24 protein-coding genes are annotated in these 24,238 nt (G+C 67.2%); 14 read left to right on the top strand and 10 right to left on the bottom strand.

What is annotated here, in order from left to right:
• Nucleotides 1-126 precede the first annotated feature (126 nt).
• The 6 genes from ACTXG9_RS18200 (at nucleotide 127) to ACTXG9_RS18175 (ending at nucleotide 6,376) form a co-directional block, all read left to right on the top strand.
• A complete protein-coding gene (locus ACTXG9_RS18200) occupies nucleotides 127-1,566 on the top strand; it encodes an SH3 domain-containing protein (RefSeq protein ID WP_031269944.1) in 1,440 nt (479 codons plus the stop codon).
• Complete coding sequence (locus tag ACTXG9_RS18195; RefSeq protein ID WP_005415027.1) at nucleotides 1,563-2,657, top strand: dipeptide epimerase; 1,095 nt, start codon at nucleotides 1,563-1,565, stop codon at nucleotides 2,655-2,657. The genes ACTXG9_RS18200 and ACTXG9_RS18195 overlap by 4 nt, the downstream gene beginning before the upstream one ends.
• Before the next feature lie 361 nt (nucleotides 2,658-3,018).
• A complete protein-coding gene (locus ACTXG9_RS18190) occupies nucleotides 3,019-3,867 on the top strand; it encodes a MurR/RpiR family transcriptional regulator (protein WP_021202948.1) in 849 nt (282 codons plus the stop codon).
• Nucleotides 3,868-3,882: 15 nt separating this feature from the next.
• Nucleotides 3,883-4,644 (top strand): L,D-transpeptidase family protein, encoded by a 762-nt coding sequence (locus ACTXG9_RS18185; RefSeq protein ID WP_188249979.1) that lies wholly within the window; start codon nucleotides 3,883-3,885, stop codon nucleotides 4,642-4,644.
• Entirely contained in the window at nucleotides 4,641-5,942 is a 1,302-nt protein-coding gene (locus ACTXG9_RS18180) for an APC family permease (RefSeq protein ID WP_456115831.1), read from the top strand. Before ACTXG9_RS18185 ends, ACTXG9_RS18180 begins: the two co-directional genes overlap by 4 nt.
• 110 nt (nucleotides 5,943-6,052) lie before the next feature.
• Nucleotides 6,053-6,376 (top strand): hypothetical protein, encoded by a 324-nt coding sequence (locus ACTXG9_RS18175; protein WP_021202945.1) that lies wholly within the window; start codon nucleotides 6,053-6,055, stop codon nucleotides 6,374-6,376.
• 107 nt (nucleotides 6,377-6,483) lie between these two features.
• Here the strand turns inward: ACTXG9_RS18175 and yiaA are convergent, their stop codons facing one another.
• Nucleotides 6,484-6,936 (bottom strand): inner membrane protein YiaA, encoded by a 453-nt coding sequence (gene yiaA / locus ACTXG9_RS18170; RefSeq protein ID WP_019662207.1) that lies wholly within the window; start codon nucleotides 6,934-6,936, stop codon nucleotides 6,484-6,486.
• A gap of 168 nt (nucleotides 6,937-7,104) precedes the next feature.
• Between yiaA and ACTXG9_RS18165 the strand changes: the two genes are divergently transcribed.
• Nucleotides 7,105-8,274, top strand: coding sequence for a PQQ-dependent sugar dehydrogenase (locus ACTXG9_RS18165; RefSeq protein ID WP_456115832.1), 1,170 nt, complete (start codon nucleotides 7,105-7,107; stop codon nucleotides 8,272-8,274).
• Nucleotides 8,275-8,389: 115 nt separating this feature from the next.
• On the opposite strand, the gene ACTXG9_RS18160 is transcribed toward ACTXG9_RS18165, so the two are convergent.
• The 4 genes from ACTXG9_RS18160 to folB form a co-directional block, all read right to left on the bottom strand.
• Entirely contained in the window at nucleotides 8,390-8,947 is a 558-nt protein-coding gene (locus tag ACTXG9_RS18160; protein ID WP_111102245.1) for a hypothetical protein, read from the bottom strand.
• 130 nt (nucleotides 8,948-9,077) lie between these two features.
• Nucleotides 9,078-11,252 carry a glycoside hydrolase family 3 N-terminal domain-containing protein gene (locus ACTXG9_RS18155; protein WP_111098415.1) on the bottom strand — a complete coding sequence of 725 codons (2,175 nt, stop codon included), beginning with the start codon at nucleotides 11,250-11,252 and terminating at the stop codon, nucleotides 9,078-9,080.
• A 128-nt stretch (nucleotides 11,253-11,380) separates the two neighbouring features.
• Nucleotides 11,381-12,652, bottom strand: coding sequence for a mechanosensitive ion channel family protein (locus ACTXG9_RS18150; protein ID WP_111098416.1), 1,272 nt, complete (start codon nucleotides 12,650-12,652; stop codon nucleotides 11,381-11,383).
• A 91-nt stretch (nucleotides 12,653-12,743) separates the two neighbouring features.
• Entirely contained in the window at nucleotides 12,744-13,097 is a 354-nt protein-coding gene (gene folB, locus ACTXG9_RS18145) for a dihydroneopterin aldolase (protein WP_005407807.1), read from the bottom strand.
• Between the two features lie 357 nt (nucleotides 13,098-13,454).
• On the opposite strand from folB, the gene ACTXG9_RS18140 reads away from it, so the two are divergent.
• Nucleotides 13,455-14,120 carry a hypothetical protein gene (locus tag ACTXG9_RS18140; protein WP_206621594.1) on the top strand — a complete coding sequence of 222 codons (666 nt, stop codon included), beginning with the start codon at nucleotides 13,455-13,457 and terminating at the stop codon, nucleotides 14,118-14,120.
• Between the two features lie 33 nt (nucleotides 14,121-14,153).
• Here ACTXG9_RS18140 and tsaD read toward each other — a convergent pair whose 3' ends face one another.
• The gene (tsaD, locus tag ACTXG9_RS18135; protein ID WP_206621593.1) at nucleotides 14,154-15,179 is read right to left on the bottom strand and encodes a tRNA (adenosine(37)-N6)-threonylcarbamoyltransferase complex transferase subunit TsaD; all 1,026 of its coding nucleotides are present in this window, start codon (nucleotides 15,177-15,179) and stop codon (nucleotides 14,154-14,156) included.
• 166 nt (nucleotides 15,180-15,345) lie between these two features.
• Between tsaD and rpsU the strand changes: the two genes are divergently transcribed.
• The 6 genes from rpsU (at nucleotide 15,346) to ACTXG9_RS18105 (ending at nucleotide 20,493) form a co-directional block, all read left to right on the top strand.
• Nucleotides 15,346-15,561 (top strand): 30S ribosomal protein S21, encoded by a 216-nt coding sequence (gene rpsU, locus ACTXG9_RS18130; protein WP_002808376.1) that lies wholly within the window; start codon nucleotides 15,346-15,348, stop codon nucleotides 15,559-15,561.
• Nucleotides 15,562-15,694: 133 nt separating this feature from the next.
• Nucleotides 15,695-16,138: a GatB/YqeY domain-containing protein gene (locus ACTXG9_RS18125; protein WP_021202938.1), complete on the top strand. Its 444-nt coding sequence runs from the start codon at nucleotides 15,695-15,697 to the stop codon at nucleotides 16,136-16,138.
• A 105-nt stretch (nucleotides 16,139-16,243) separates the two neighbouring features.
• Entirely contained in the window at nucleotides 16,244-17,164 is a 921-nt protein-coding gene (locus ACTXG9_RS18120) for a YihY/virulence factor BrkB family protein (protein ID WP_164144983.1), read from the top strand.
• Nucleotides 17,165-17,225: 61 nt separating this feature from the next.
• Nucleotides 17,226-18,965, top strand: coding sequence for a DNA primase (gene dnaG, locus ACTXG9_RS18115; RefSeq protein ID WP_021202937.1), 1,740 nt, complete (start codon nucleotides 17,226-17,228; stop codon nucleotides 18,963-18,965).
• Between the two features lie 27 nt (nucleotides 18,966-18,992).
• Entirely contained in the window at nucleotides 18,993-19,493 is a 501-nt protein-coding gene (locus ACTXG9_RS18110) for a fused DSP-PTPase phosphatase/NAD kinase-like protein (protein ID WP_111102242.1), read from the top strand.
• Between the two features lie 28 nt (nucleotides 19,494-19,521).
• Entirely contained in the window at nucleotides 19,522-20,493 is a 972-nt protein-coding gene (locus ACTXG9_RS18105; RefSeq protein WP_049453414.1) for a bile acid:sodium symporter family protein, read from the top strand.
• Between the two features lie 116 nt (nucleotides 20,494-20,609).
• Here the strand turns inward: ACTXG9_RS18105 and ACTXG9_RS18100 are convergent, their stop codons facing one another.
• From ACTXG9_RS18100 to ACTXG9_RS18085, 4 genes are all read right to left on the bottom strand, one after another.
• Nucleotides 20,610-21,416, bottom strand: a complete 807-nt coding sequence (locus tag ACTXG9_RS18100) for a calcium-binding protein (protein WP_111098418.1) — start codon at nucleotides 21,414-21,416, stop codon at nucleotides 20,610-20,612.
• A 142-nt stretch (nucleotides 21,417-21,558) separates the two neighbouring features.
• The gene (gene cyoE / locus ACTXG9_RS18095; RefSeq protein ID WP_111098419.1) at nucleotides 21,559-22,452 is read right to left on the bottom strand and encodes a heme o synthase; all 894 of its coding nucleotides are present in this window, start codon (nucleotides 22,450-22,452) and stop codon (nucleotides 21,559-21,561) included.
• Between the two features lie 4 nt (nucleotides 22,453-22,456).
• Complete coding sequence (locus tag ACTXG9_RS18090) at nucleotides 22,457-23,620, bottom strand: COX15/CtaA family protein (protein ID WP_019662221.1); 1,164 nt, start codon at nucleotides 23,618-23,620, stop codon at nucleotides 22,457-22,459.
• Nucleotides 23,621-23,630: 10 nt separating this feature from the next.
• A complete protein-coding gene (locus tag ACTXG9_RS18085; protein ID WP_031269939.1) occupies nucleotides 23,631-24,200 on the bottom strand; it encodes a hypothetical protein in 570 nt (189 codons plus the stop codon).
• Nucleotides 24,201-24,238: the final 38 nt, after the last annotated feature.

Below are 24,238 nucleotides of genomic sequence, written 5' to 3'. Positions count from 1 at the left end.
ACTTCCCCAGCGCGGGTGGTAATGGCTGTGTAACACGGGCCGGGATGCCGGTCAATAATTTATTCTTGCTTTCCATGCCGAAAGGAATAAATATTCCAACAAGCATTCGAGGAGGGTGTGCACCGCATGATCCTGGCTTCCCGCGAACGGCACCGGCATTGGCCGCGCCGCTTGACCCTGGCCCTGTGCCTGCTGGCGGCGCCCGCCTTTGCACAGACCGCGCCGGCACCCGATCCCGGCGCACCGCTGCCCTATGTGATCGGCCTGCACGAGGCCTATCTGACCCCGCAGTACTGGGCCGCGCGCCTGGACAACGCCGATGCGCCGATTCTGGATCGCGCGCAGATCGAAGCACAGAACGCGCGGATGCGGGCGCAGGACAGCCACATCCAGGACATCGCCGCACTGCCCGCCCAGCTTGATGCGGCGACGGTTCGCGCCAGCATCACCGCGCTGTCGAGCTGGCCCACCCGCGCCCTCTACAACGACAAGGGCCAGGCGATCGCACCCGCGCTGCGCAGCGCGATCGAAGCCAACCTCGGACTCGATGCGATTCCCGTCCAGGTGGCACCGGCCTACGGGCTGGTGGTGAAGCGCGCGGCACTGCGTACCTTCCCCACCCGCGAGCGGGTCTTCAGCACTGCCGGTGACACCGACATCGACCGCTTCCAGGAATCGGCACTGTTCCCCGGCGACAAGGTGGCCGTGGTCCATCGCAGTACCGATGGCCATTGGCTGTTCGTGCACAGCGAGCGCTACAGCGCGTGGATCGAAGCCGACGCCATCGCCGGCGGCGACAAGGCCACGGTGCTCGGTTATGGCGCGAAGGGACCGTACCGGATCGTCACCGGCGCCACCGCACAGACCGCCTATACCCCGGAGGAGCCGCGCGTATCGCGCCTGCAGCTGGACATGGGCGTGCGCCTGCCGGTGCTGGCCGACTGGCCCGCTTCAGAACCCGTGAACGGCCAGCAGGCGCACGCCTCGTGGGTGGTGCAGCTGCCGGTGCGGGAAGCCGATGGTCGCCTGAAGCTGGTGCCGGCGCTGCTGCCGCGCTCGCAGGACACCGCCGCCGACTACCTGCCACTGACCCCGCGCCTGCTGCTGCAGCAGGCCTTCAAGTTCCTCGGCGAGCGCTACGGTTGGGGCCACGACTACGACACGCGCGACTGCAGCGGTTTCGTTTCCGAGATCTACCGCAGCTTCGGCGTGCTGCTGCCGCGCAATACCAGTGCACAGGCGGTCAGCCCGGCACTGGATCGCCTGCCGTTCACCGACAAGGACGGCAAGGCACTGCGCGACCGTGCCGTCACCGACCTGAAGGTCGGCGATCTGGTCTACATCCCCGGCCACGTAATGATGGCCATCGGCCACGTCGACGGCCGCACCTGGGTGATCCACGATACGGCGGGCGGCAGCTGGTTCGGTGCCGACGGCACGCGCGTGCAGGCCCATCTCAATGGTGTTTCGGTCACGCCGCTGGAGCCGATGATGGCCAGCGACACCGTCCGCTACATCGACCGCATCACCAACATCCAGCGCCTGCGGGCCAAGACTCCCGAATGAAGATCACCGCCATCGAACTGGGCATGCTGCGCGTGCCGTTGAAGACACCGTTCAAGACCGCGCTGCGCACGGTGGAAACCGTGGAAGACGTGGTGGTGCTGATCCGCACCGACAGCGGCAACACCGGCTATGGTGAAGCCCCGGCCACCGCCGTGATCACCGGCGATACGCACGGCTCGATCATCGAAGCGATCCGCCACTTCATCGCCCCGCGCCTGATCGGCCAGGACGTGGTCAACCTCAACCACCTGTGCACGCTGGTGCAGACCGCGATGGAGCGCAACACCAGCGCCAAGGCCGCGGTGGAGATCGCGCTGTACGACCTGTGGGCGCAGCTGCACGGTGCGCCGCTGTACCAGATGCTCGGCGGCGGCGACCCGGTGATCACCACTGACATCACCATCAGCGTGGACTACATCGACAAGATGGTGGCCGATTCGTTGTCGGCGATCGAACGCGGCTTCGAGTCGTTGAAGATCAAGGTCGGCAAGGACATCGGGCTGGACATCGAACGGGTCAAGGCGATCCATGCCGCCGTGGAAGGCCGCGCCCTGCTGCGCCTGGATGCCAACCAGGGCTGGACCGCCAAGCAGGCGGTGCATGCGATGCGCACGCTGGAGGAAGCCGGCGTGGTACTGGAGCTGCTGGAGCAGCCGGTGAAGGCCGCGGACATCAGTGGCCTGAAGTACGTCACCGACCGCGTCAACACGCCGGTGATGGCCGACGAAAGCGTGTTCAGCCCCAGCCAGGTGATGGACCTGATCCAGCAGCGCGCAGCCGACATCATCAACATCAAGCTGATGAAGACCGGCGGCCTGTCCAACGCGATCCGCATCGCCGACATCGCCGGCATCTACGGCGTGCCGTGCATGATCGGCTGCATGATCGAGTCGAGCATCAGCGTGGCCGCAGCCGTGCACCTGGCCGTGGCCAAGAGTGATGTGATCACCAAGGTTGACCTCGACGGTCCCTCGCTGGGCCAGTTCGACCCGGTCAGCGGCGGCGTGCATTTCAACGAATCGGAGATCAGCATCAGCGACGTGCCGGGGCTGGGCATTACTGAGGTGCGTGGGCTGGAGATGCTGGGGTGATTTCTGCCTTGCGGCTGACGTTGCGTGCCACTGACGTTGGGTCGCGCGTTACTTTTCTTTTCGCGAAAAGAAAATTAACCAGAAGAAACGCTCCGCCGGCCGCGAGCCGACGTGCTGCGCACGTCGGTGCCCTGCGCTCCTCGGTCCGCCGAGGGACGGCGCGGAACTCGCTGCGCTCAGACACCCGCGCCTCTTCGCCCTCGCCGGACCTGCGGTGCTCAGCTCGCTTGAAGGCGGACTCAACGTCAAAAGCAACAACTGCGCTCCGTAACCTCTTCGAGGCTGGAACCCGCTCGACCCATTCCATGACACGCTCTACGCTGCCAGCCGCAACGCGCCCACACATGCCCGGACACCCCGCATGCCGCCCCTGCTGAAGATCCGCACCGAGCGCGGGCAGATGTCGGCCATCGAGCGCCGCATCGCCGACTTCATCCTCGACAACGCCCACCTGCTGCGCGACTACTCGTCACAGCAGCTGGCCAGTGCGCTCGGCATCAGCCAGTCCAGCGTGGTGAAGTTCAGCCAGAAGCTCGGCTTCAAGGGCTACCCGGACCTGAAGTACTCCATCGGCCAGGACGTCGCCCGTGCTGGCGCCGATCCGCAGCAGGCCCCCAGCGAACCCGACAGTGGCGATGACTACCTGCGCCTGGGCGACGCCCTTCGCCGCAGCAAGGCGCAGGCCGAGGAGGAAACCCGCCAGGCCAACCCACGCGAGGAAATCGAGCGCATCGTGCAGCTGCTCGACGGTGCGCCCAAGCTGTTCGTGTACGGCCTGGGTGACGACGGCCTGTTCGCGCGCGAGTTCGCCATGCGGCTGTCGCTGCTCGGGCTGCTGGTGGTACCCCATACCGACCCGATCCTGATGCTGGCCAACCTGTCGGCCGCGCGCCCGGGCGATGCGCTGCTGGTGTTCTCCGAATTCGGCAACCTGCCGCAGCTATCGCAGCTGTCGCGCCAGTTCCAGGACATGGGTGGCAAGATGATTTCCATCACCCGCCATACCGCCAACCCGCTGCGCGCGCATGCTGACGCAGCGCTGGTGGTGTGCGCGCACGATCGCACGCCGCAGGTCGCGCAGCTGCTGTACCGTAGCGCCATGCACGCCCTGCTCGATTTCCTGTTCGTGCTGCTCTGCCACACCAATCCGGATCGCCAGCAGCAGCTGGCGGTGAACCTGGAGCGGATCGACCACCTGCTGGATTCCTGACCGGAGCACCTGTTGATGAAATCGCTGGTTCGCCTCGCTACCGCTGCGCTGCTGCTTGCTGCGGCGGTCTCCGTCCACGCCGCGCCGCTGGATGGTGCGCGCCAGCTGATCGTGGTTACCAGCGATGGCTGGGACAGCACCGAGGGCCAGCTGCAAGCCTATGTGCGCGATGGCAAGGGCTGGCACGCGCATGGACAGGCGTTCCCGGTGGCGCTCGGCCGCACTGGCAGTGCCTGGGGCCTGGGCCTGCACCCGGCGCAGGCCGACGGCCCGCAGAAGCAGGAAGGCGATGGCCGCAGCCCTGCGGGCGTGTTCGCGCTCGGCAGTGCGTTCGGCTATGCCGTCACCCGCCCGGGTACCGCCATGCCCTACCAGCCGATGCTGGACAGCAGCTACTGCATGGACGTACCCGGTTCACCGTTCTACAACCGCATCGTTGATGAAAAGAAGGTCGGCAATGCAGCGGTCAAGGGCTCCACCGAGCCGATGCGGCTGGATCTGCACAACAAGGGCGACGTGCGCTACCGGGAGGGCTTCGTGATCGCCCACAACCCGGACAATCAGCCCGGCAAGGGCAGCTGCATCTTCGCCCACCTGTGGCGCCAGCCCGGCGAGGCCACCGCCGGCTGCACGGCCATGCCACAAGCGCGCATGCAGGCGCTGCTGGACTGGCTGCGGCCGCAGGATACGCCGCGTTTCGTGCTGCTGCCGCGCGCGGAGTACAAGCGCCTGCAGGCGCAGTGGCAACTGCCCGCGCTGGCCGGAGACGTCCGTTGAGCACGCAGGACGAACCGCAGCTGCAACGCGCGGTCAGCCGCTGGCAGATCGTCGGCCTGTCGATCAACGATGTGATCGGCAGCGGCATCTACCTGCTGCCGGCCGCCACCGTCGCCCTGCTCGGCCCCTTCAGCCTGTGGGGCGTGGTCGCCGCCGGCATCGTCGTGGCCTTGCTGGTGCTGTGCTATGCGCAGGCCGCCAGCTACTTCGATGAACCCGGCGGCAGCTACCTGTATGCACGCGAGGCGTTCGGGCGCTTCGCCGGTTTCGAGATCGGGTGGATGATCTGGCTGACCCGCATCAGCTCGGCGGCCGCACTCAGCAACGCGCTGGCCGATGCCGTCGCGCGTTTCTGGCCGTGGGCCGGTGCCGGCATGGGGCGCATCGCGGTGATCGTGGTGTCGCTGGGCTTCCTGACCGGCGTCAACATCATCGGCGTGCGCTCGGCCGCGCGTACCGGCGTGGTGCTGGTGATCGGCAAGATGCTGCCGCTGCTGCTGTTCGTGGCCATCGGTGCGTTCTACATCGACCCGCAGCTGGCCTTCTCCGGCCAGCGCCCGGACCCGAACGACCTGCAACGGATGGGCGAGGCCGCCTTGCTGCTGCTGTACGCCTATGCCGGCTTCGAGAACATCCCGGCCGCCGCCGGCGAGTACCGCAATCCGCGCCGCGATATTCCGTTCGCCCTGATCACCATGATCATCACCGTCACCGTCATCTACGGCGCGGTGCAGGTGGTGGCGCAGGGCACGCTGGCCGGCCTGGCCAGCTCGGCCACGCCGCTGGCCGACGCCGCAGCCGGTTTCGGCGGCGAGGCCCTGGCACTGATCCTCACCATCGGCGCGACCATCTCCATCCTGGGTACCAACAGCAACACGATGATGATGGGCCCGCGATTCCTGTTCGCACTGGCCCGCGATGGTTACGGCCCGAAGATCCTGGCGCAGGTGCATCCGCGCTTCCATACGCCGGCCGCATCGATCCTGTGCCAGGGCCTGATCGCGCTTGGACTGGCGCTGTCCGGTTCGTTCGTGCAGCTCGCCCTGCTGTCGATGACCACGCGCCTGTTCGCCTACATCGGCACCGCTGCCGCCGTCCTGGTGCTGGCCAAGCGCTACGCGGATCGCCCAGGCGCGTTGAAGCTGCCCGGTGGCCCGCTGATTCCGGTGCTGGCGCTGCTGCTGTGCCTGGCCCTGTTTGCCAGTGCCAGCTGGCAGAACATCGCCGCTGCACTGGTCGCGTTCGTCATCGGCGCGGTGATCTACAAGCTGCCGCGCAAGGATGCCGACGCCGGATGACCGGTAGCGCCGGGCCATGCCCGGCGGATTGATCTGTTGATCACGCTGCCGGACCGGGCCGTTAACCGCCACGCAGGCACGATCAGGCTTCGTCCACAACGGAGCCTTCCATGACCGAGTACCAGATTCCCGGCCGCGTACCGGACGACAGCACGCCGCGCGACGCGGTCAGCAACTACTGGCGCGAACGCTACACGGCCGAGCCGTACTACGACGACCAGTTGTTCTTCGAGGACTACGAGCCTGCCTACCGCATCGGCCACGCCGCGCGTGCGCAGGACATGATCCGCGCCTACGAGCAGGTCGAAGCCGAGCTGGAATCGCGCTGGGCCAATGAACGTGGCCGCAGCCGGCTGGAATGGGCGCAGGCACGCAATGCCGTGCGCCGTGGCTGGGACGACGCGCACCTGGCGGACCCGCTGTTGAAGCGATAGCGCCATGCTTCTGTAGAGCCGGGCCTACGCTCGGCTCTCGCACCACGCCTGTAACGTCGAGCCATGCTCGACTGAGCCGAGCATGGCTCGGCTCTACACCGGATCGATCACTCCTGTTCCGGCAGCGGCGGCACGATCGCGCTGTGCTTGCTCCCGCCACCACCGGCGGCGATCAGGTCGCGGGTGTTCTTCTGCACGGCCACCGCGCCGAACAGCGACAGTGCATACGCCATGCCGTAGAAGCCCTTCTCGCTCGGTGCCAGCGTGGCATTCCACAGGCCAACCAGCAGCAGCATCAGCGCCGACAGCAACGCGAACCAGCACAGCGCGTAGTACAGGCCACTCACCGGAATGCCTTCGACGCGGTCGCGCACGCTCTTCTGCAGCGACACCGCCGCGAACAGGCCGAACAGCAGCAGGGTCAGGTAGTAGCCCTTCTCGTTGAGCGCCATCGTGGCATTGAACAGGCCGATCAGGTAGGCCGCCGCACCCAGCAGCAGGGCCACCCATGAGGCGGCGATGAAGGCGGTGGAGGGCTTGTGGGGCATGGCAGTGTTCATTGCAGGTCCTTGGCAGGCAGACGGGCACGCTTTGCCCGGGCGTGCCCACCCTAGACGATCCCGCCGCGCTCGCACAGGGGTCGCAGGACCTTCGGGCCACGACGCTCACGGCGCCGGTGGTATACAAGGGACAGCCCGGCCATCCGCATCCCCGCACTGGAGATACCCATGACCCGCACGCCCCTGCTGCTCGCCCTCGGCCTTGTGCCGATCCTTGCCACCTCCGCCTGCAATGCCGCCGACCCGGCCGCCAACGGCGCCCAGACCGCAGCGCCCGCAGCCTCCACCACTGCCGACCAGCGCCCGTTCACTGCCACCGAAATCAGCCGGTTCGATCAGCCCTGGGCGATGACCTTCCTGCCCGACGGCAGCCTGCTGGTCACCGAAAAGCGCGGCATGCTGCAGCACCTGGATCCGGCCAGCGGCCAGAAGCATGAGATCACCGGCGTTCCGAAGGTCGCTTACGGCGGCCAGGGCGGCTTCGGTGACGTGATCCTGCACCCGCAATTCGCGAGTAATCACGTGATCTACCTCAGCTACGCCGAGGAAGGCACGCTGGACACCCGCGGTGCTGCCGTGGCCCGGGCCACGCTGGCAATGGATGCCAACGGCGGTGGCCAGCTGAAGGACCTGAAGGTGATCTGGCGGCAGAGCCCCAAGGTCAGCGGCGAGGGCCACTACGGGCATCGCCTCGCGTTCGGCCCCGACGGCAAGCTGTGGATCAGCTCCAGCGAGCGGCAGAAGTTCGATCCGGCGCAGGACATGGGCAGCAACCTCGGCAAGATCATCCGCCTCAACGACGATGGCAGCCTGCCCGCCGACAACCCGTTCGCCTCGCAGGGCGGCGTGGCCGCGCAGGTGTGGTCGCTGGGCCACCGCAACATCCTCGGCATGGCCTTCGACGCCAACGGCAAGCTGTGGGCACACGAGATGGGCCCGGCCGGCGGCGACGAACTGAACCTGATCGTGCGCGGCGCCAACTACGGCTACCCGATCGTTTCCAATGGTGACCATTACGACGGCCGGCCGATTCCCGACCACGACACGCGCCCGGAATTCGCCGCGCCGAAGGTGACCTGGACGCCGGTGATCTCGCCGGCCGGCTTCGTGATCTACAGCGGCAACCTGTTCCCGCAGTGGAAGGGCAGCGGCTTCATCGGTGGCCTGTCGTCGACCTCGCTGGTGCGTGTGGCCTTTGACGGCGACGGCGCGCGCGAAGCTGAGCGCTTCAGCATGGGCGAGCGCATCCGCGAAGTGGAACAGGGTCCGGATGGCGCCCTGTGGCTGCTGGAAGACGGCAGCAAGGCGCGCCTGCTGAAGCTCACCCCGAAGACCTGATGCCCCGGTAGTGCCGGCCGCTGGCCGGCACCTGGATCCTTCCGGCATCCGGCGGTTGCCGGCCAGCGGCCGGCACTACCCTGCCAAACGGCCCCGCACGCGGGGCCGTCTGCGTTTACTGGATGGTGATGACCTTCACCTCGGTCTTCGTGCAGGCCTGGTCCAGGCACTGGCCGCTCAACCACACCTGGCCGCTGCCGATCATCACGCCCTGCTGGTTGACGAACACCTTGCCGAAGTCCTGCTCGGACACCGCCTTGACCACCTCCGGGGTGATGATCTTCTCGTAGTTGCGCTGGAACTCTCCGGGGCCGGAGATCTTCTTTCCGCCGCTGATGTTCAACGGGAATCGCACTTCCTCGACCACCGCAGCGCGATCCCCGCCAACCACGGCGGTCTTGAACGCATTGAAGACCTTCTCGAACTGCGCGGCATCGCCAAGCAGCGACTCGATGCGCGCACGCGCATCCTCGGCGGGCGCCTCGGCTGCCGGTGCGGGCGGTGCTAAGTCGGCGGGTCCAGCAGCCGGCGCTGTCGGTTCAGCGGCAGGCGTCGCTGCCGCGCTGGCCTCCATCGGCGGCGGCGCATCCGCCGCAGGCTCGGCCGGCGGTGCCGCCGGCTGCGAACAGGCGGCCAGCATCAGGGCGGGAATCAGGTAGGCCATCCGGCGCATGCGCGCACTCCATCGAAACAGGAGGCCCGATGGTAGCGCCGCCACAGTGACGGCAACAAAAAGGGGACGGAGGGGATTAAGTCGTTTGTGCCACTAACGACTTAATCCCCTCCGTCCCCTTTTTCTTCAATCAGGCCTTCAGCAGTTCGAACTGCACCGCTTCGCCAGCCGCCGAGGACGCGCACACCCACAGGTCGAACAGGCCCGGCTCGGCACGCAGCACGCCGTCGCGGCCGGTGAAGGCCAGCTGCTCGCGGGTCAGGGTGAACACCACGTCGGTCGACTCGCCCGGCTGCAGTGCCACCTTGCGGAAGTCCTTCAGTTCGCGCACCGGACGCACGCGGCTGGCCACACGGTCGTGGATGTACAGCTGCACGACTTCCTCGCCAGCAACGCTGCCGGTGTTGGTCAGCGTGGTGGTGATGGTCAGGGTGTCGTCCCAGCCGAGCTGTGCAGTGCTCAGCTGCGGCACGCCGTAGGCGAAGGTGGTGTAGCCGATGCCATGGCCGAACGGGTACAGCGGTTCGTTCGGAATCTCGCGCCAGCGGGCCTTGAACTCCGACATCGTCGGCAGTTCCGGGCGACCGGTGCGCGGGTGGTTGTAGAAGTACGGCTGCTGGCCGGACACCTGCGGGAAGCTGACCGGCAGGCGGCCGGACGGGCTGTAGTCGCCGAACAGCACATCGGCCACGGCATGGCCGGTCTGCGTGCCCAGGTACCAGGTCACCGCCACAGCCTGTGCATTGCGCACCGCGCCCTGCAGCGCCAGCGCGCGACCATTGCGCAGCAGCACCACCAGCGGCTTGCCGGTCATCGCCACGGCCTCGGCCAGCGCCTGCTGTGCCGGCGGCAGGGTGATCTCCACGCGCGACTGTGCTTCGCCGCTGTAGCGCTGCGGTTCGCCCAGCGCCAACACCACCACATCGGCGCGCAGCGCGGCAGCCACCGCCGCTTCGGTACCGCCCGGAATGGCCGCTTCCAGTTCGCAGCCCGGCACGATTTCCAGCATCGCTTCGTCGCCGATGGCGGCACGCACGCCGGTCTCCAGGTCCACGTAACGCTGCTTGTCGCCGAACAGCGTCCAGCAGCCTTCGATGTTCTCGCGGTCCTGCACGAACGGGCCGATCAGCGCGATCTTCTGCCCGGTCTTCTGCAACGGCAGCACGTTGTCGCGGTTGTTCAGCAGCACGATCGAACGCCGCGCGGCGTCGCGCGACAGTTCGTCATGCGCGTCGAGGTACGAGGTATCGGCTTCGCGTGCCGGGTCAAGCGAACGGTACGGGTCGTCGAACAGGCCGATGGTTTCCTTCAGCCACAGGATGCGCCGCACGCCCTCATCCAGCACCGCCATGGGCACCTCGCCGCTCTCGACCAGGCCCGGCAGGTGCTCGGCGTAGAAGCCGCTCTGCATGCTCAGGTCCAGGCCGGCGGTGAACGCCTTGGCGGTGGCATCGCGATCGTCGGCGGCATAGCCGTGGGCGACCAGCTCCATGTCGGCGGTGTAGTCGGAGATCACCACGCCCGGGAACTTCCATTCGCCGCGCAGGATGTCGGTCAGCAGTTCAGCGTTGGCACTGGCCGGCACACCGTTGATGTCATTGAACGAGGACATCACGGTGATCGCGCCGGCGTCGAAGGCGGCCTTGAACGGTGGCAGGTGCACGTCGCGCAGGGTCTGCGGCGAGATGTCCACCATGTTGTATTCCATGCCGGCCATCACCGCGCCGTAGGCGGCGAAGTGCTTCGGCGTGGCCAGCAGCGAATCGGCGGCGCGCAGGTCGCTGCCCTGGAAGCCGCGCACGCGGGCGGCGGCGAACGCACAGCCCAGCACCACGTCCTCACCGGCCCCTTCGGCGCCACGGCCCCAGCGCTGGTCACGGGCGATATCCACGGCCGGGGCGTAGGTCCAGTGCAGGCCAGCGGCCGTGGCCTCGATGGCGGTGGCGCGCGCGGTGCGCTCGGCCAGGTCCGGCTCGAAGCTGGCGGCCTCGCCCAGCGGAATCGGGAACACGGTGCGCATGCCGTGGATGACGTCGGCGGCCAGGATCACCGGGATGCCCAGGCGGCTCTCCTCGGTGGCGACCTGCTGGATGCGACGGCCCAGCTCGGCGCCCACGCCATTGAACAGCGAGCCGACCTTGCCCTCGCGCACCTGCTGCAGCACCTGGTCGGCATTGCGCACGTTGGCTTCCGGGTTCACGTCCGGGGCGAACGGGCGGACCATGTCCGCGAAGACACCCAGCTGGCCGACCTTTTCCTCGACGGTCATCTGGGCAATGAGGGATTCGATGCGTTCGGAGGCCACCGGCAGTCCTTGATGAAAACGTTTACAAGCCCGGCATTCTAGCGATCCCGAGCCATTTGGCGAGAGGTTTCTTCATTCAGTTTCAGCCACCAGCGGGGTCCGTATGGCTCCGCCGGGGCCACCGCAGCTTACTCCGAGCCGGCCAACTGGCGCTGCCCGGCCATCAACATGGCGTCGCTGGACGCCTGGAACACTCGCAGCCCGAAGGCTGGCAGGATCGCCAGCAGGTGGTCGAAGATGTCCGACTGCACGGCCTCGTACTCGCCCCAGGCGGTGCTGCGGGTGAAGCAGTACAGCTCCAGCGGCAGGCCCTCGGTGGTCGGCTGCAGCTGCCGCACCAGCAGGGTCATGTCGGTATGGATGCCCGGATGGCTGCGCAGGTAGCGCTCCACATACGCGCGGAACGTGCCCAGGTTGGTCACCCGGCGGCTGTTGACCTCGGCCATGCCCTGCTCGCGCAGGCGCCCGTTCCACTGCCCCAGTTCCTGTTCCTTCTCCTGCAGGTAGTCGCGCAGCAGCGCGAACTGGCCGAGGAAGGCCAGGTCGCCCTCGTCCAGGAAGCCGACGCTGTGCTGGTCCAGGTACAGCGCGCGCTTGATCCGGCGGCCACCGGCTTCCTGCATGCCGCGCCAGTTCTTGAACGACTCGGTCACCAGCTTCTTGGTCGGGATGGTGGTGATGGTCTTGTCGAAGTTCTGCACGGTGATGGTGTGCAGCGCGATGTCGATGACGTCGCCGTCGGCGTTCTGGCTGGGCATCTCGATCCAGTCGCCGATGCGCACCCGGCCATCGCCGCTGATCTGCACGCTGGCCACCAGCGACAGGATGGTGTCCTGGAAGATCAGCATCAGCACCGCCGTGGCCGCGCCCAGGCCGGTGACCAGATAGCGCAGGTCGACGCCCGCCAGGGTGGCAACGATCGACAGGCCGGCGATCACGAAGAGGACGATCTTGGCGACCTGCAGGTAGCCCTTGATCGGCTTGTTGCGTGCCTCGGGGCGGCGCTCGTACAAATCGTTGGCCGCATCCAGCGCATGCGAGATGGCCAGCACCACGGTCAGGATCGCCCACGCCTGGCAGGCGCCGATGATGAAGCTGACCAGGCCCGGCGGCAGGTCCGGCACGATGCGGATGCCCGAGGCGATCACCTGGCTGGGCACCACGTTGGACAGGCGCGAGATCACCCGCATCAGATGGCTGCCGCGGCCGGTGTCAGCGCCGGGGAGGCGGCTGAGCAGGCGCCGCAGGCCACGCAGCAGGATGCGCTTGGTCACCCAGTTGGCCAGGCCGGCCGCGATCAGCAGCGCCGAGATCATCAACGCCAGGTAGGCGCCGGGATAGGGTTCCAGTGTGTTCTGCAGCCGTTCCAGCCACTGTACCGCCACCACCGCATCCACCATCAGTTGTCTCCTGTCTGTTTCGTTGTTGCCAAGGTTGCTGGCCAGCGGCCGGCACTACCGGGGTTGTCGGCCAACGGCCGGCACGACCGGGTCAGTCCCGCGTGCGTTCGATGATCACGCCCACCGCACGCGCGCCGCGCACTGCGCCCGGCTTGCTCAGCTTCAGGCGCAGCCACTTCACGTCGAATTCGTCCAGCACGATCTGCGCGCAGCGCTCTGCCAGCGTCTCGACCAGGCCGAACTCCGACTCGCGCACGAACTGTTCCAGGCGCTTGCTCACCGCCTTGTAGTTCAGGGTGTGGGCGATGTCATCGGTGGCTGCGGGGCGACGGTTGTCGAAACCCATTTCCAGGTCGAACACCAGGTCCTGGCGGATCCGTCGTTCCCAATCGTAGATACCGATCAGGGCGTCGATCGTCAGCCCTTCGATGAAAACCTTGTCCATTGCGCTTACCGGCACGAATACAGGCGGCCATGGTAACGGCACGGCGGTGAGCCTGCCCGGAACGGGCGGTGGGCCACCGGCGTGGGGCGGCCCGGAAAAAACAAAGGGCCCTGCTAGCGGGGCCCTTTGGTACTACCGTTTGTCCCCAGGGGGAGCTGGAATCCAGCCGCGAGTCCCGGTGGCGCAGGCACGCAGATTAGGCAAGGACCAGATCGCCGGTCAAGGCCAAATCCGACAGGACAGGTCAGGTATTCGTCCGAGGCAAAACGCAGAAAATCAGCCGCGCGGACAAGGACGTTCCCTGATGGTCGCCGCCGCCCACTCTCGCGAACATCGATCCCTCCTTCACCACCGCACATGACGATGGCTCCATACGATGTACTGCGGCGCGCGTTGTCAGCGGAGCGTCTGTCTACTTACGAGAGAATCGCATCGACCTGCGGCCCCGACGTCACAGCCGAATCCCTCTACCTCTGGAACATGCGGCTGTGCAGTGCACTGATGATGCCGGTCCATCTGTGCGAGGTGGTCACCCGCAACGCCGCGGCAATGGTTCTTGTTCGGCAGCACGGTCCACGTTGGCCCTGGAATGATGCCTTCAGACGCAGGCTGCCAACTTCGTCCAGTACTTCTCCACGCACGGCACTGGAACAACTTGCCAGTCGCGCCAGCGATACACCTGAAATCGTCGCCAACCTGCCTATGGTGTTCTGGCAGCAGCTATTCACATGTCGCTTCGATTCCACGCTGTGGATACCGGCACTCAGCGGAGTCCTGCGCCATGCGCCTTGCGCCCACCCCAGTGTCATCCGGAAAGCCATCCACGCGGATATTGGCCGCATCCGCCACCTGCGCAACCGCATCGCCCATCACGAGCCCATCCTCGAGCGCGACCTCGGTGCCGACCTGGCCGCGATCGGGCGGCTGATCCATGCCCGCTGCCCACACACCCTGGGCTGGCTGCAGCGCCATGAGCGGGCGACAACCGTGCTGGCGGCGTCGCCGTTGGCAGTGCATCGGTAATGCATCCGCCGGGCATGGCCCGACGCTATCGGTTCACACCGCCGGCAGGGTCGCCATGTCCCAGCGCGGGGTCACATCCACCTTCGGCGGGCTGTGCTGGCCAGCCTGCAGCCGCAGCGCGCCAGCGAAGGCGATCATCGCGCCGTTGTCGGTGCACAGTGCAGGCCGCGGGAAGCAGGCGCGGCCGCCGAGGCGCTCGGCCATCTGCTGCAGGCGGGCGCGCAGGCGCTTGTTGGCACCTACACCGCCGGCAACCACGATCACGTTCGTCCCGGCCGCTTCCAGCGCGCGCTCGCACTTGATCGACAGGGTCTCGACCACCGCGTCCTCAAAGCCCCGGGCAATATGGGCGCGGGTCTGCTCGCTCTGGTCGCTGTCTCGCCAGGCCATCAGGACCTGGGTCTTCAGGCCGGAGAAGCTGAAATCCAGCCCCGGGCGGTCGGTCATCGGCCGCGCGAAGCGGTACGCGCCCGGCGTGCCCTGCTCGGCCAGCCTGGCCAGCTGCGGGCCGCCCGGGTACGGCAGGCCCATCAGCTTGGCGGTCTTGTCGAAGGCCTCGCCAGCCGCATCGTCCAGGGTTTCGCCCAGCAGCCGGTACTGGCCGATCGCATCCACCGCCACCAGCTGGGTATGGCCACCGGACACCAGCAGCGCAACGAACGGGGCCTGCGGCGGGTCGTCTTCCATCAGCGGTGCCAGCAGGTGCCCTTCCATATGGTGTACGCCGACGGCCGGGACCTCCAGCGCCCAGGCCAGTGATCGGGCCACGCCCGCACCCACCAGCAGCGCGCCGACCAGGCCGGGACCGGCCGTATAGGCGACGCCATCGATATCGCCTACACCCAGACCGGCGTCGGCCAGGGTCTGGCGCACCAGCGGCAGCAGCTTGCGGACGTGGTCGCGGCTGGCCAGCTCGGGCACCACGCCACCGTATTCGGCGTGCAGGGCGATCTGGCTGTAGACCGCATGGGCGCGCAGGGCTGCGCTGCCGGCCAGGTCGGTGTCATACACCGCCACGCCGGTCTCATCACAGGAAGATTCGATGCCAAGGACTCGCATGCCTGCTATTATGACGCCCCTGCCGTCCCCTCGGGGAGCGCGCAGATCTCACTGCTTTCGAACCGCCGGCCCGTATTCAGGGTTGGCCGCTTGCAGTTTGTCGATTCGCCGCTATAATGTGCGGCTCGCCGGGCGTGACCCGGTTCTACTGTGTCCCGGAGATTCCATGCCCAGCGTCAAAGTCCGCGAGAACGAGCCCTTCGAGTTTGCTCTTCGCCGCTTCAAGCGCACTTGCGAAAAGGCCGGTGTGCTGGCCGAAACCCGCAAGCGCGAGTTCTACGAAAAGCCGACCCAGGAGCGCAAGCGCAAGGCCGCCGCTGCTGTGAAGCGTCAGCTGCGCCGCTCGTCGCGCGACGTCACCAAGCGTCAGCGCCTGTACTGATCGGACGCATCTTCATTGCGGCGGGCCTGCCCGTTGCGATGGAGCCGAAGCCGGCACGCGCGAGCGTCGCCGGCTTTTTGCGTTTCCGGGTTCGGGCATCCGCCCCGCCCCACCTACCACCACGAGGTTCCTCATGAGCATGAAGCAGCAGCTCACCGAAGACATGAAGGCCGCCATGAAGGCGGGCGAGAAGCACAAGCTGGGCGTGATCCGCCTGATCAATGCCGCCATCAAGCAGCGCGAAGTGGACGAGCGCATCGAGCTGGACGACACCGCCGTGATCGCCGTGCTCGACAAGATGGTCAAGCAGCGCAAGGACTCGGTCAGCCAGTACGAAGCCGCCAACCGCGAAGACCTCGCCGAGATCGAGCGCGCCGAGATCGTGGTCATCGAAGCCTACCTGCCGGCCAAGATGGGCGAAGCCGAGATCGTGGCCGCCATCCAGGCCGCCATCACCGAGACCGGCGCCTCCGGCCCGGCCGACATGGGCAAGCTGATGGGCGCCCTGAAGCCCAAGCTCGCTGGCCAGGCCGACATGGGCCTGGTGTCCAAGCTGGTCAAGCAGCAGCTGGCGTAATCCGGCAACGGGGGCGGATCCCTTTCGCAACGCGAAAGGGCTCTGCCCCCAATTGATGTACCCGTTTCACCGCACCTTCGTCGGTCGCCTGCTACAACCGCACACATGGTTGAACCCGAGCCCAACGTTCCCGTGTCCCTGCACAAGTATCTCAAGCGCCTGCAGGACAGCTTTCCGATGGCGGTGGCCAAGCGCTTCATCGACGTCGACGTGCTGACCCAGGCAGCCTCCGTCTCGTTCTACGCCCTGCTGTCGATGGCACCGCTGCTGGTGCTGCTGCTGTGGTTGACCGCTTCGCTGTACCCGCCGGCACAGCAGGCGCTGGTCGACCAGATCAGCTCGGTGGCCGGCAGCAGTGCTGCGATCGTGGCCGAGACCGTCCTGAAGAACGCCGACAACCAGCCCGACGTCGGCTCGTTGGCAGGGCTGTGGAGCACGCTGCTGCTGTTCGTGGGCGCCACCGCCGTGTTCGCGCAGCTGCAGAACGCACTGAACCTCATCTTCCGCACCAGCGGCGAGCGCCTGGAGGGCCTCAAGGCCTGGCTGCGCAAGCGCGTGTTCTCGTTCGGCGTGGTGCTGGCCCTGGGCTTCCTGCTGATCCTGTCGATGACTGCCACCACGGTACTGCAGGTGGCCTTCGCGCAACTGCCCTCGATCCTCCCCGCGCTGGGTTACGTCACCAGCCTGCTGCTGTACGCGGTGGGGTTCGCTTTCATGTACCACTACCTGCCCGACCGCCGCGTGGCGTGGCGCCAGGCCTTCATCGGCGGTGCCATCACCTCGGCGTTGTTCGCACTGGGCCGCTACGGCATCGGCGTCTACATCGCCACCGTGGCCCCCGGCAGTGCCTACGGCTCGATGGGTGCGCTGGTGATCTCGCTGGTCTGGATCTACTACGCCACCGTCGTGTTCTTCGTTGGCGCCCTGATGACGGCGGTGATCGATGAGCGCCTGCGCGCGCGCCATCACCTGGCCGCAGCCGGCATCGATCCGGCAACCGCCAGCCAGGTGCCCGACAGGGGGTAAACTAGGCCGACCGCCCCCGGTTCCGTCGCGTGGTCCTGCACCGCGCCCTGCCCTGTTGCCCATGGCCCGTATCCCCGACGCTTTCATCGACGACCTGCTCGCCCGCACCGACATCGTCGAGGTGGTGGGCAGCCGCGTGCCGTTGAAGCGCCAGGGCAAGGAATACGCCGCACGCTGCCCGTTCCATGACGAGCGCTCGGCGTCGTTCACGGTCTCGCCCACCAAGCAGTTCTATCACTGCTTCGGCTGCGGCGCGCACGGCACCGCGATCAGCTTCCTGATGAACTACGACCGCCTCGAGTTCCTCGACGCGGTGGATGAGCTGGCCAAGCGTGCCGGCATGGAAGTACCGCGCAACGAAAACCCGCGCAGCCCCCAGCAGCAGGACGACAGCCGCGAGCTGTACTCGGCGCTGGACGCCGCCACCAAGTTCTTCCAGAAGAATCTGGAAGGCAGCGAGAAGGCACGCGCGTATCTGGAAAGCCGTGGCGTGGACGAAGCGAACCGCGCGCGCTTCCAGATCGGCTACGCACCGGATGGCTACAGCGGCCTGCGCGATGCGCTGGGCAAGGACGAGCGCCGCATGAAGCTGCTCGACCGCGCCGGCCTGTTCTCCAAGAACGATCGCGGCCACGTCTACGACAAGTTCCGCGACCGGGTGATGTTCCCGATCTTCGACCGTCGTGGCCGGGTGATCGCCTTCGGCGGGCGCGTGTTCGAGAAGGACGACGGCCCCAAGTACCTCAACTCGCCCGAAACCGCGCTCTTCCACAAGGGCCGCGAACTGTACGGCCTGTGGCAGGTGCGCCAGGCCAACCAGAAGATCGAGCGGTTGATCGTGGTCGAGGGCTACATGGACGTGGTCTCGCTGTTCCAGTTCGGGGTCACCCAGGCGGTGGCCACGCTGGGTACGGCGACCACGCCGGACCACGCCGAGCTGCTGTTCCGCAACGCACCGGACGTGTTCTTCTGCTTCGACGGCGATGCCGCCGGCCGCCGCGCCGGCTGGAAGGCGCTGGAGTCGGTGCTGCCGCGCATGAAGGATGGCCGCCAGGCCTTCTTCCTGTTCCTGCCCGATGGCGAAGACCCCGACACCATCGTGCGCAAGGAAGGCGCCGAGGCCTTCAACGAGCGCCTGAAGCAGGCCACGCCGCTGTCGCAGTTCTTCTTCGATGAACTGACCCGCGAGATCAACCTGGGCACGCTGGACGGCAAGGCGCGCCTGGCCGAACGCGCAAAGCCGATGCTGGCGCAGATTCCCGACGGTGCCTTCGGCGACCTGATGAAGCAGCAGCTGGCGCAGCTGACCGGGCTCGGCGGCAACGCACCGTCTGTGCGCGCACCGATGCCGCAACGCCAGCCACAGCGGGCGATCCAGCCGGTGGCCAGGCGCAGCCTGGTGCGAGGCGCGATCGCTGTGCTGCTGCAGCAGCCCTCACTGGCGCTGACCCTGGGCGGCCAGCACCACTTCCAGGGCCTTCGCCTGCCCGGTGTGGAACTGCTGCTGGAACTGCTGGGGCTGGTCGAACAGCGCCCGGACATCAGCACCGGCGCCCTGCTGGAACACTTCGACGGCCGCGAGGAACAGGCGTCGCTGCATACGCTGGCCGCTCAGACGCTGCCCGGCACCGAGGCCAGCTGGACCCAGGAACTGCACGATGCTGTGGCCCAGTTGGAGAAACAGCTGCTGGTGCAACGCCTGGAGGAGTTGTTGGCAAAGCAGCGCCAGCAGGGCCTGGATGATACTGACAAGTACGAACTGCGCGAGCTGCTGAAGGCGCGCGCCGGACTGCGCCTGTAGCGGCAGAACGTTTTCACGGAGAGGACCATGCTGCTGCGCCTGACCTGCCTGCTGTTGTTGTCGCTCTGCCCGCCACTGGCGGCCCTGGCCGCAGATGGCCCGCTCAATGAAGTCCGCCCGGGCCTGTATGCCGGCGGCCAGCCCTCCGCCGCACAACTGCGCGAACTTGCCGCGCAGGGGGTGCGCACCGTGATCGACCTGCGCCAGCCCGGCGAGGACCGGGGTTTCGACGAAACCCGCCTCGCCGAATCATTGGGCCTGCGCTACGTGCGCATTCCGGTGGCCGGTGCCGAGGGGCTCGATGCCGCCAACGTGCGCGCCGTGCACCAGGCCCTGCGGCAGAGCCAGGGGCCGGTGCTGCTGCACTGTGCGTCCGGCAACCGCGCCGGCGCCGTGCTCGGCCTGGTCAACGCACGCTACGAACATGCCAGCCCCGAACAGGCCCTGCAGCTGGGCCAGCGTGCTGGCCTGACCTCGCTGGAAGCCGCCACCCGCCAACGCCTGGCCACGCCGGTCACCTCACCCTGAACCCTCCGCACCAAGGACTCTGCCCACCATGACCCGCTGGTGGTCGCGCCTGCGACCGGACAACTTCACCCTCGCCCTGCTGTGCACCGTCGGCCTGGCCTCCCTGCTGCCGATGAAGGGCGCCGCCGCCATCGTCCTGGACGATGTCACCACCGTCGCCATCGCTGCACTGTTCTTCCTGCATGGCGCGCGCCTGCCGCGCGAGTCGATCATCGGCGGCATGCTGCACTGGCGGCTGCACCTGACCATCCTGGCCTGCACCTTCCTCCTGTTCCCGCTGCTGGGGCTGATGTTCAAGCCGCTGTCGGGCTGGCTGCTGACCCCGGAGCTGTACCTCGGCGTGCTGTTCCTGTGCACCCTGCCCTCCACCGTGCAGTCGTCCATCGCGTTCACCTCGATGGCGCATGGCAACGTGCCCGCAGCGGTGTGCAGCGCCTCGCTGTCGAGCATCCTCGGCGTGTTCCTGACCCCGCTGCTGCTGACCGCGCTGGCGGGCACCTCCGGCGGCGTGCACGACCCGCTGCATGCGATCGGCGGCATCATGCTGCAGCTGCTGGTGCCGTTCGTGGCCGGCCACCTGCTGCGGCCGTGGATTGCCGGCTGGGTGGAAAAGCAGCGCGCGCTGCTGCGTTACACCGACCAGGGCACGATCCTGCTGGTGGTGTATTCGGCGTTCGGCGAGGCGGTGACCGAAGGACTGTGGAGCAAGACGCCGCTGCTCTCGCTGCTGGCCGTGGCGGTCGTGGCCGCCGTGCTGCTCGGCATCGCCATGCCTCTGATCACCTTCATCGCCCGCCGCCTGCGCTTCAACCGCGAGGACGAGATCGCCATCGTGTTCTGCGGCTCGAAGAAAAGCCTGGCCACCGGCGTGCCAATCGCCAAGGTGCTGTTCGCCGGCGGCAGCCTCGGCGCGATCGTGCTACCGGTGATGATCTACCACCAGATCCAGCTGATCGTCTGCGGCGTGATCGCGCAGCGCTACGCGCGACGCAAGCCCTGACCCGATGGGGAGAACATCCACGCATGGCGTGGATCTACTGTAGAGCCGAGCCCACGCTCGGCTGACACCTGTGATCCGGAGTAGATCCACGCCATGCGTGGATGGCTTGCCTGACGCTACGGATCCACCAGCGTCCCGACGCTCAGTTCCGGCATCCATACCCACAGGTCGTACGGCCGTTCCGCCCCTGCAGCGACCCGCGGCCCCGTGGCAACCTGCTCTCGAAGTGGCCGCGCCATGCAACCGCCCGCGCATCCCCACGTCTGACCACGTTGCGCACCCAACCGCACGCTGTAGATATCCAGGTCCCGCAGCTGGGAGGCCATCGGCCGCCTCTGCATTTCCGGCGGCATACCTTCCGGCCGCCGCAGCATGGCGTGGACATTGCCGGTCAGCACCAGCATGCGTGCATTGTCTGGCAACCCTCGATAGAGCCGTCGCAACTCGGCTGCCATGAAGTCATCGCGCGCCTGGTTGCCGCCACTGCTGGCATTGACGTCATAGCCAACCACTTCTATCACGCGCCCCTGCGCCTTCAGCACACGCAGGCCTTCGATCATCGCCAGCATGTCACGGCTGCGGCGACCATCATGCTGGTCATCGCGCACGGTCCAGAACGCGCGGCCGCGCAGGTGCCGGCGCGCCGTGGCCCCGCCATCGGATTCCAGATAGCCGCGCAGCACAGGGTTCTCGGCGCGTGGCAGTTCCAGCGCCAGCAGGACCGGGCCGTTGCGGCTGTAGTCGTCCACCAGCTGGCGTACCAGCAATGGGGTCTCGCGGGTGCCGTGGAATTCGCCCAGTACCAGCAGGCGGTGCTCACCGGCATGCTGGCGGATCTGCGCGGCGGTGTCATCGGCATGCGCGGTGAGGGCCACACCCAGCGCCAGCAGCAGCGCAGCGGTCCAACGGAAGATCGAATGCATCCCTGCGCCTTCCTTTCCTTTGCGGTCAGGAACAGTAATGGCGACGCCGCTGGAAGAGATCAAGTGTAGAGCCGAGCCCACGCTCGGCTGCTCTTCCAACCACCCCTCAGCCGAGCATGGGCTCGGCTCTACAGGTGGCGCTTTACAACCAGGGCAGGATCCAGTGGTCCACCAGCAGGAAGGCGAACAGCGCCATCAGGTAGACGATGGAGTAATAGAACATCTTCATCGAGAACAGCTCATCCGGCGGGTTGAGCATGCGCCAGGCGTACCAGAGGAACACCGCGTTGAGCACGATCGCGCCGCCCAGGTAGAACGCACCGCTCATGCCCACCAGGTATGGCAACAGGCACACCAGCGCCAGCACCACCGAATACGCCATGATCTGCTTGCGGGTATGCACCACGCCATGGGTCACCGGCAGCATCGGGATCTCCGCCTTGGCGTAGTCCTCGCGGCGGAAGATCGCCAGCGCCCAGAAGTGCGGCGGGGTCCAGATGAAGATGATCAGCACCAGCAGCGACGAGTACGCCCAGTCCGACGAGCCCTGCATGCCGGTCACCGCCGCCCAGCCCAGCATCGGCGGCATCGCGCCGGCCAGGCCACCGATGACGATGTTCTGCGAGGTCGCACGCTTGAGGTACACGGTGTAGATCACCGCGTAGCCGATCAGCGAGGCGAAGGTCAGCACGGCGGTGATCAGGTTCACCCACAGCACCAGGATGGTCATCGACAGCACGATCAGCACGCCGGCAAACACCAGCACCTGCCATGGCTTGACCTTGCCCACCACCAGCGGACGCCACGAGGTGCGCGCCATCTGCGCATCGATGTGCGCGTCCAGCAGCTGGTTGATGGCGGCTGCGGCCGAGGCCGCCAGCCAGATGCCGAGGAAACCGAGCACGCCGGCGCGCACCTGCTCCCAGGTGGGCACGCCCGGGATTGCCAGGACCATGCCGACCAGGGCGGTGAAGACGATCAGGGCAACGACCTTGGGCTTGGTCAGGTCCCAGTACTGGCGGTAATTGGAAAACATGGAGTCAGTCCGGGGCGCGCAGGCGGGCCAGCAGGCTGACCAGCACGAACAACAGGGCAACGGCCACGCCGTTGTGGGCCACCGCCACTTCCAGCGGCAGCGCCAGCTTCACATTGAGAATGCCAAGGGTGACCTGCAGCACCAGCAGCGCGATAAGCGCGCTGGCCCAGCCGCGCATGCTCGGCAAACGGAACAGGCGCACGCCCAGCCACAGCAGGTAGACGGCCACCACCACGGCGAACAGGCGATGGGCCATCTGGATGGCGATACGCGAGGCGCCATCGAGCACGCCGCCTTCGTAATCCACGCCGATGCCACGCCACAGCGTGAAGCCTTCGACGAAGTTGTGCTGCGGCCACCACTGGTTGGCGCAGCGCGGGAAGTTGTCCAGCGAGGCGCTGCCACCGCCGCAGGCCAGCGCCGCGTAGTTGGCGCTGACCCAGCCGCCCAGGGCGATCTGGGTGACCAGCACGGCCAGGCCGATGCGCAGCAGCCACTTCAGCTTCGGCGCCTCGGCCAGGGTGATCGGCATGTGCGTGGCACGCCACGCCATCCAAGCCAGCAGCGCGAACATCAGCATGCCGCCCAGCAGGTGCCCCATCACCACGATGGGCTTGAGCAGCAGGGTCACCGTCCACATGCCCAGCAGGGCCTGGAAGATCACCACGGCCAGGGTCAGCAGTGCAGCGCGCGCCAGGTCGATGTTGCTCCAGCGCAGCGCGGCGATCAGCAGGATCGCCTCGCCGATCAGAGCCAAGGTACTGGCGGTGCCATGCCAGCCCATCATGTACAGCGGTATGCCGGCGGCCACCAGCACGCAGGCGGTCACCACCGCCGTGCTTCCGAATCGCCGCTTGCGCGTGGCCAGCAGCGCCAGGGTCAGGATCTCGATGCCCAGTGCGCCGGCCAGGAACCGGTGCACCTGTTCACGCCAGGCCTTGTGGGTCTCCAGCGGGCGGATCTCCGCCGCCGGGTGGCCGATGGTCTCTTCCACGTGCTGCGGCCAGGTGGCCTGGCCATAGCAGGTCGGCCAGTCCGGGCAGCTCAGGCCGGCATCGGACAGGCGCACGAAGGCGCCGAACATGATCGTGCTCGCCGTCATGATCATGGCGAACCACGCCAGGCGGTGGAAATTGCGGTGCAGCGCCGGACGCGCGGAAAGGCTCATCAAACGGGACTCACTTCAGTTTCAGCAACGTGGCCATGTCCTTGCGCAGGCCACCCAGGTCGGAACCCGGGGCATGGCGCATGATCACGAAGCCGTTCGGATCGATCACGTAGACCGGCAGTCCAGCCGGATCATCGACGCCGGGCAGCGCCGCGCGCAGGGCTGGCGACGGAGCCAGCGGCCGCAGCGCGGGCAGCGAGGCGATCGACGCCGGTGGCGTTCCCAGCCACAGGATCTCGACATTATCGGCGTTATGGCCGAACAGCTGCCACACCTTGCCCAGTCCCTGCGACAAAGTGACGCACGGCGCGTCGCAGGCGCCGGACGGTGCCACCAGCAGGCGCCAGGTACGGGCTTCGGGGTTCCAAGGGTACGGCTGGCCGTTGGCCAGGGTGGGCGCCTGCTGGCGCAGGTCCACCGGCGGCTTCAGCAGCTGGCCGGCATTGCGGTGCCCGGTGGGCTGCCAGCCAGAGAAGCGCAGCACGGCGGCCAGCGCCATCGCCCCGAAGAACACGGCAAACAGCAGCACCAGGGTCCGGCGGCCGGAACCGCGCGCCTGCGGGGACGTAGCAGTGTTCATGCGGGGCATTTTCTCATGGTTGGGTGAGGGATGCGGGT

The organism is Stenotrophomonas maltophilia group sp. LNF247 (assembly GCF_054083135.1).
This window is presented reverse-complemented; position numbering and strand designations above follow the sequence as displayed.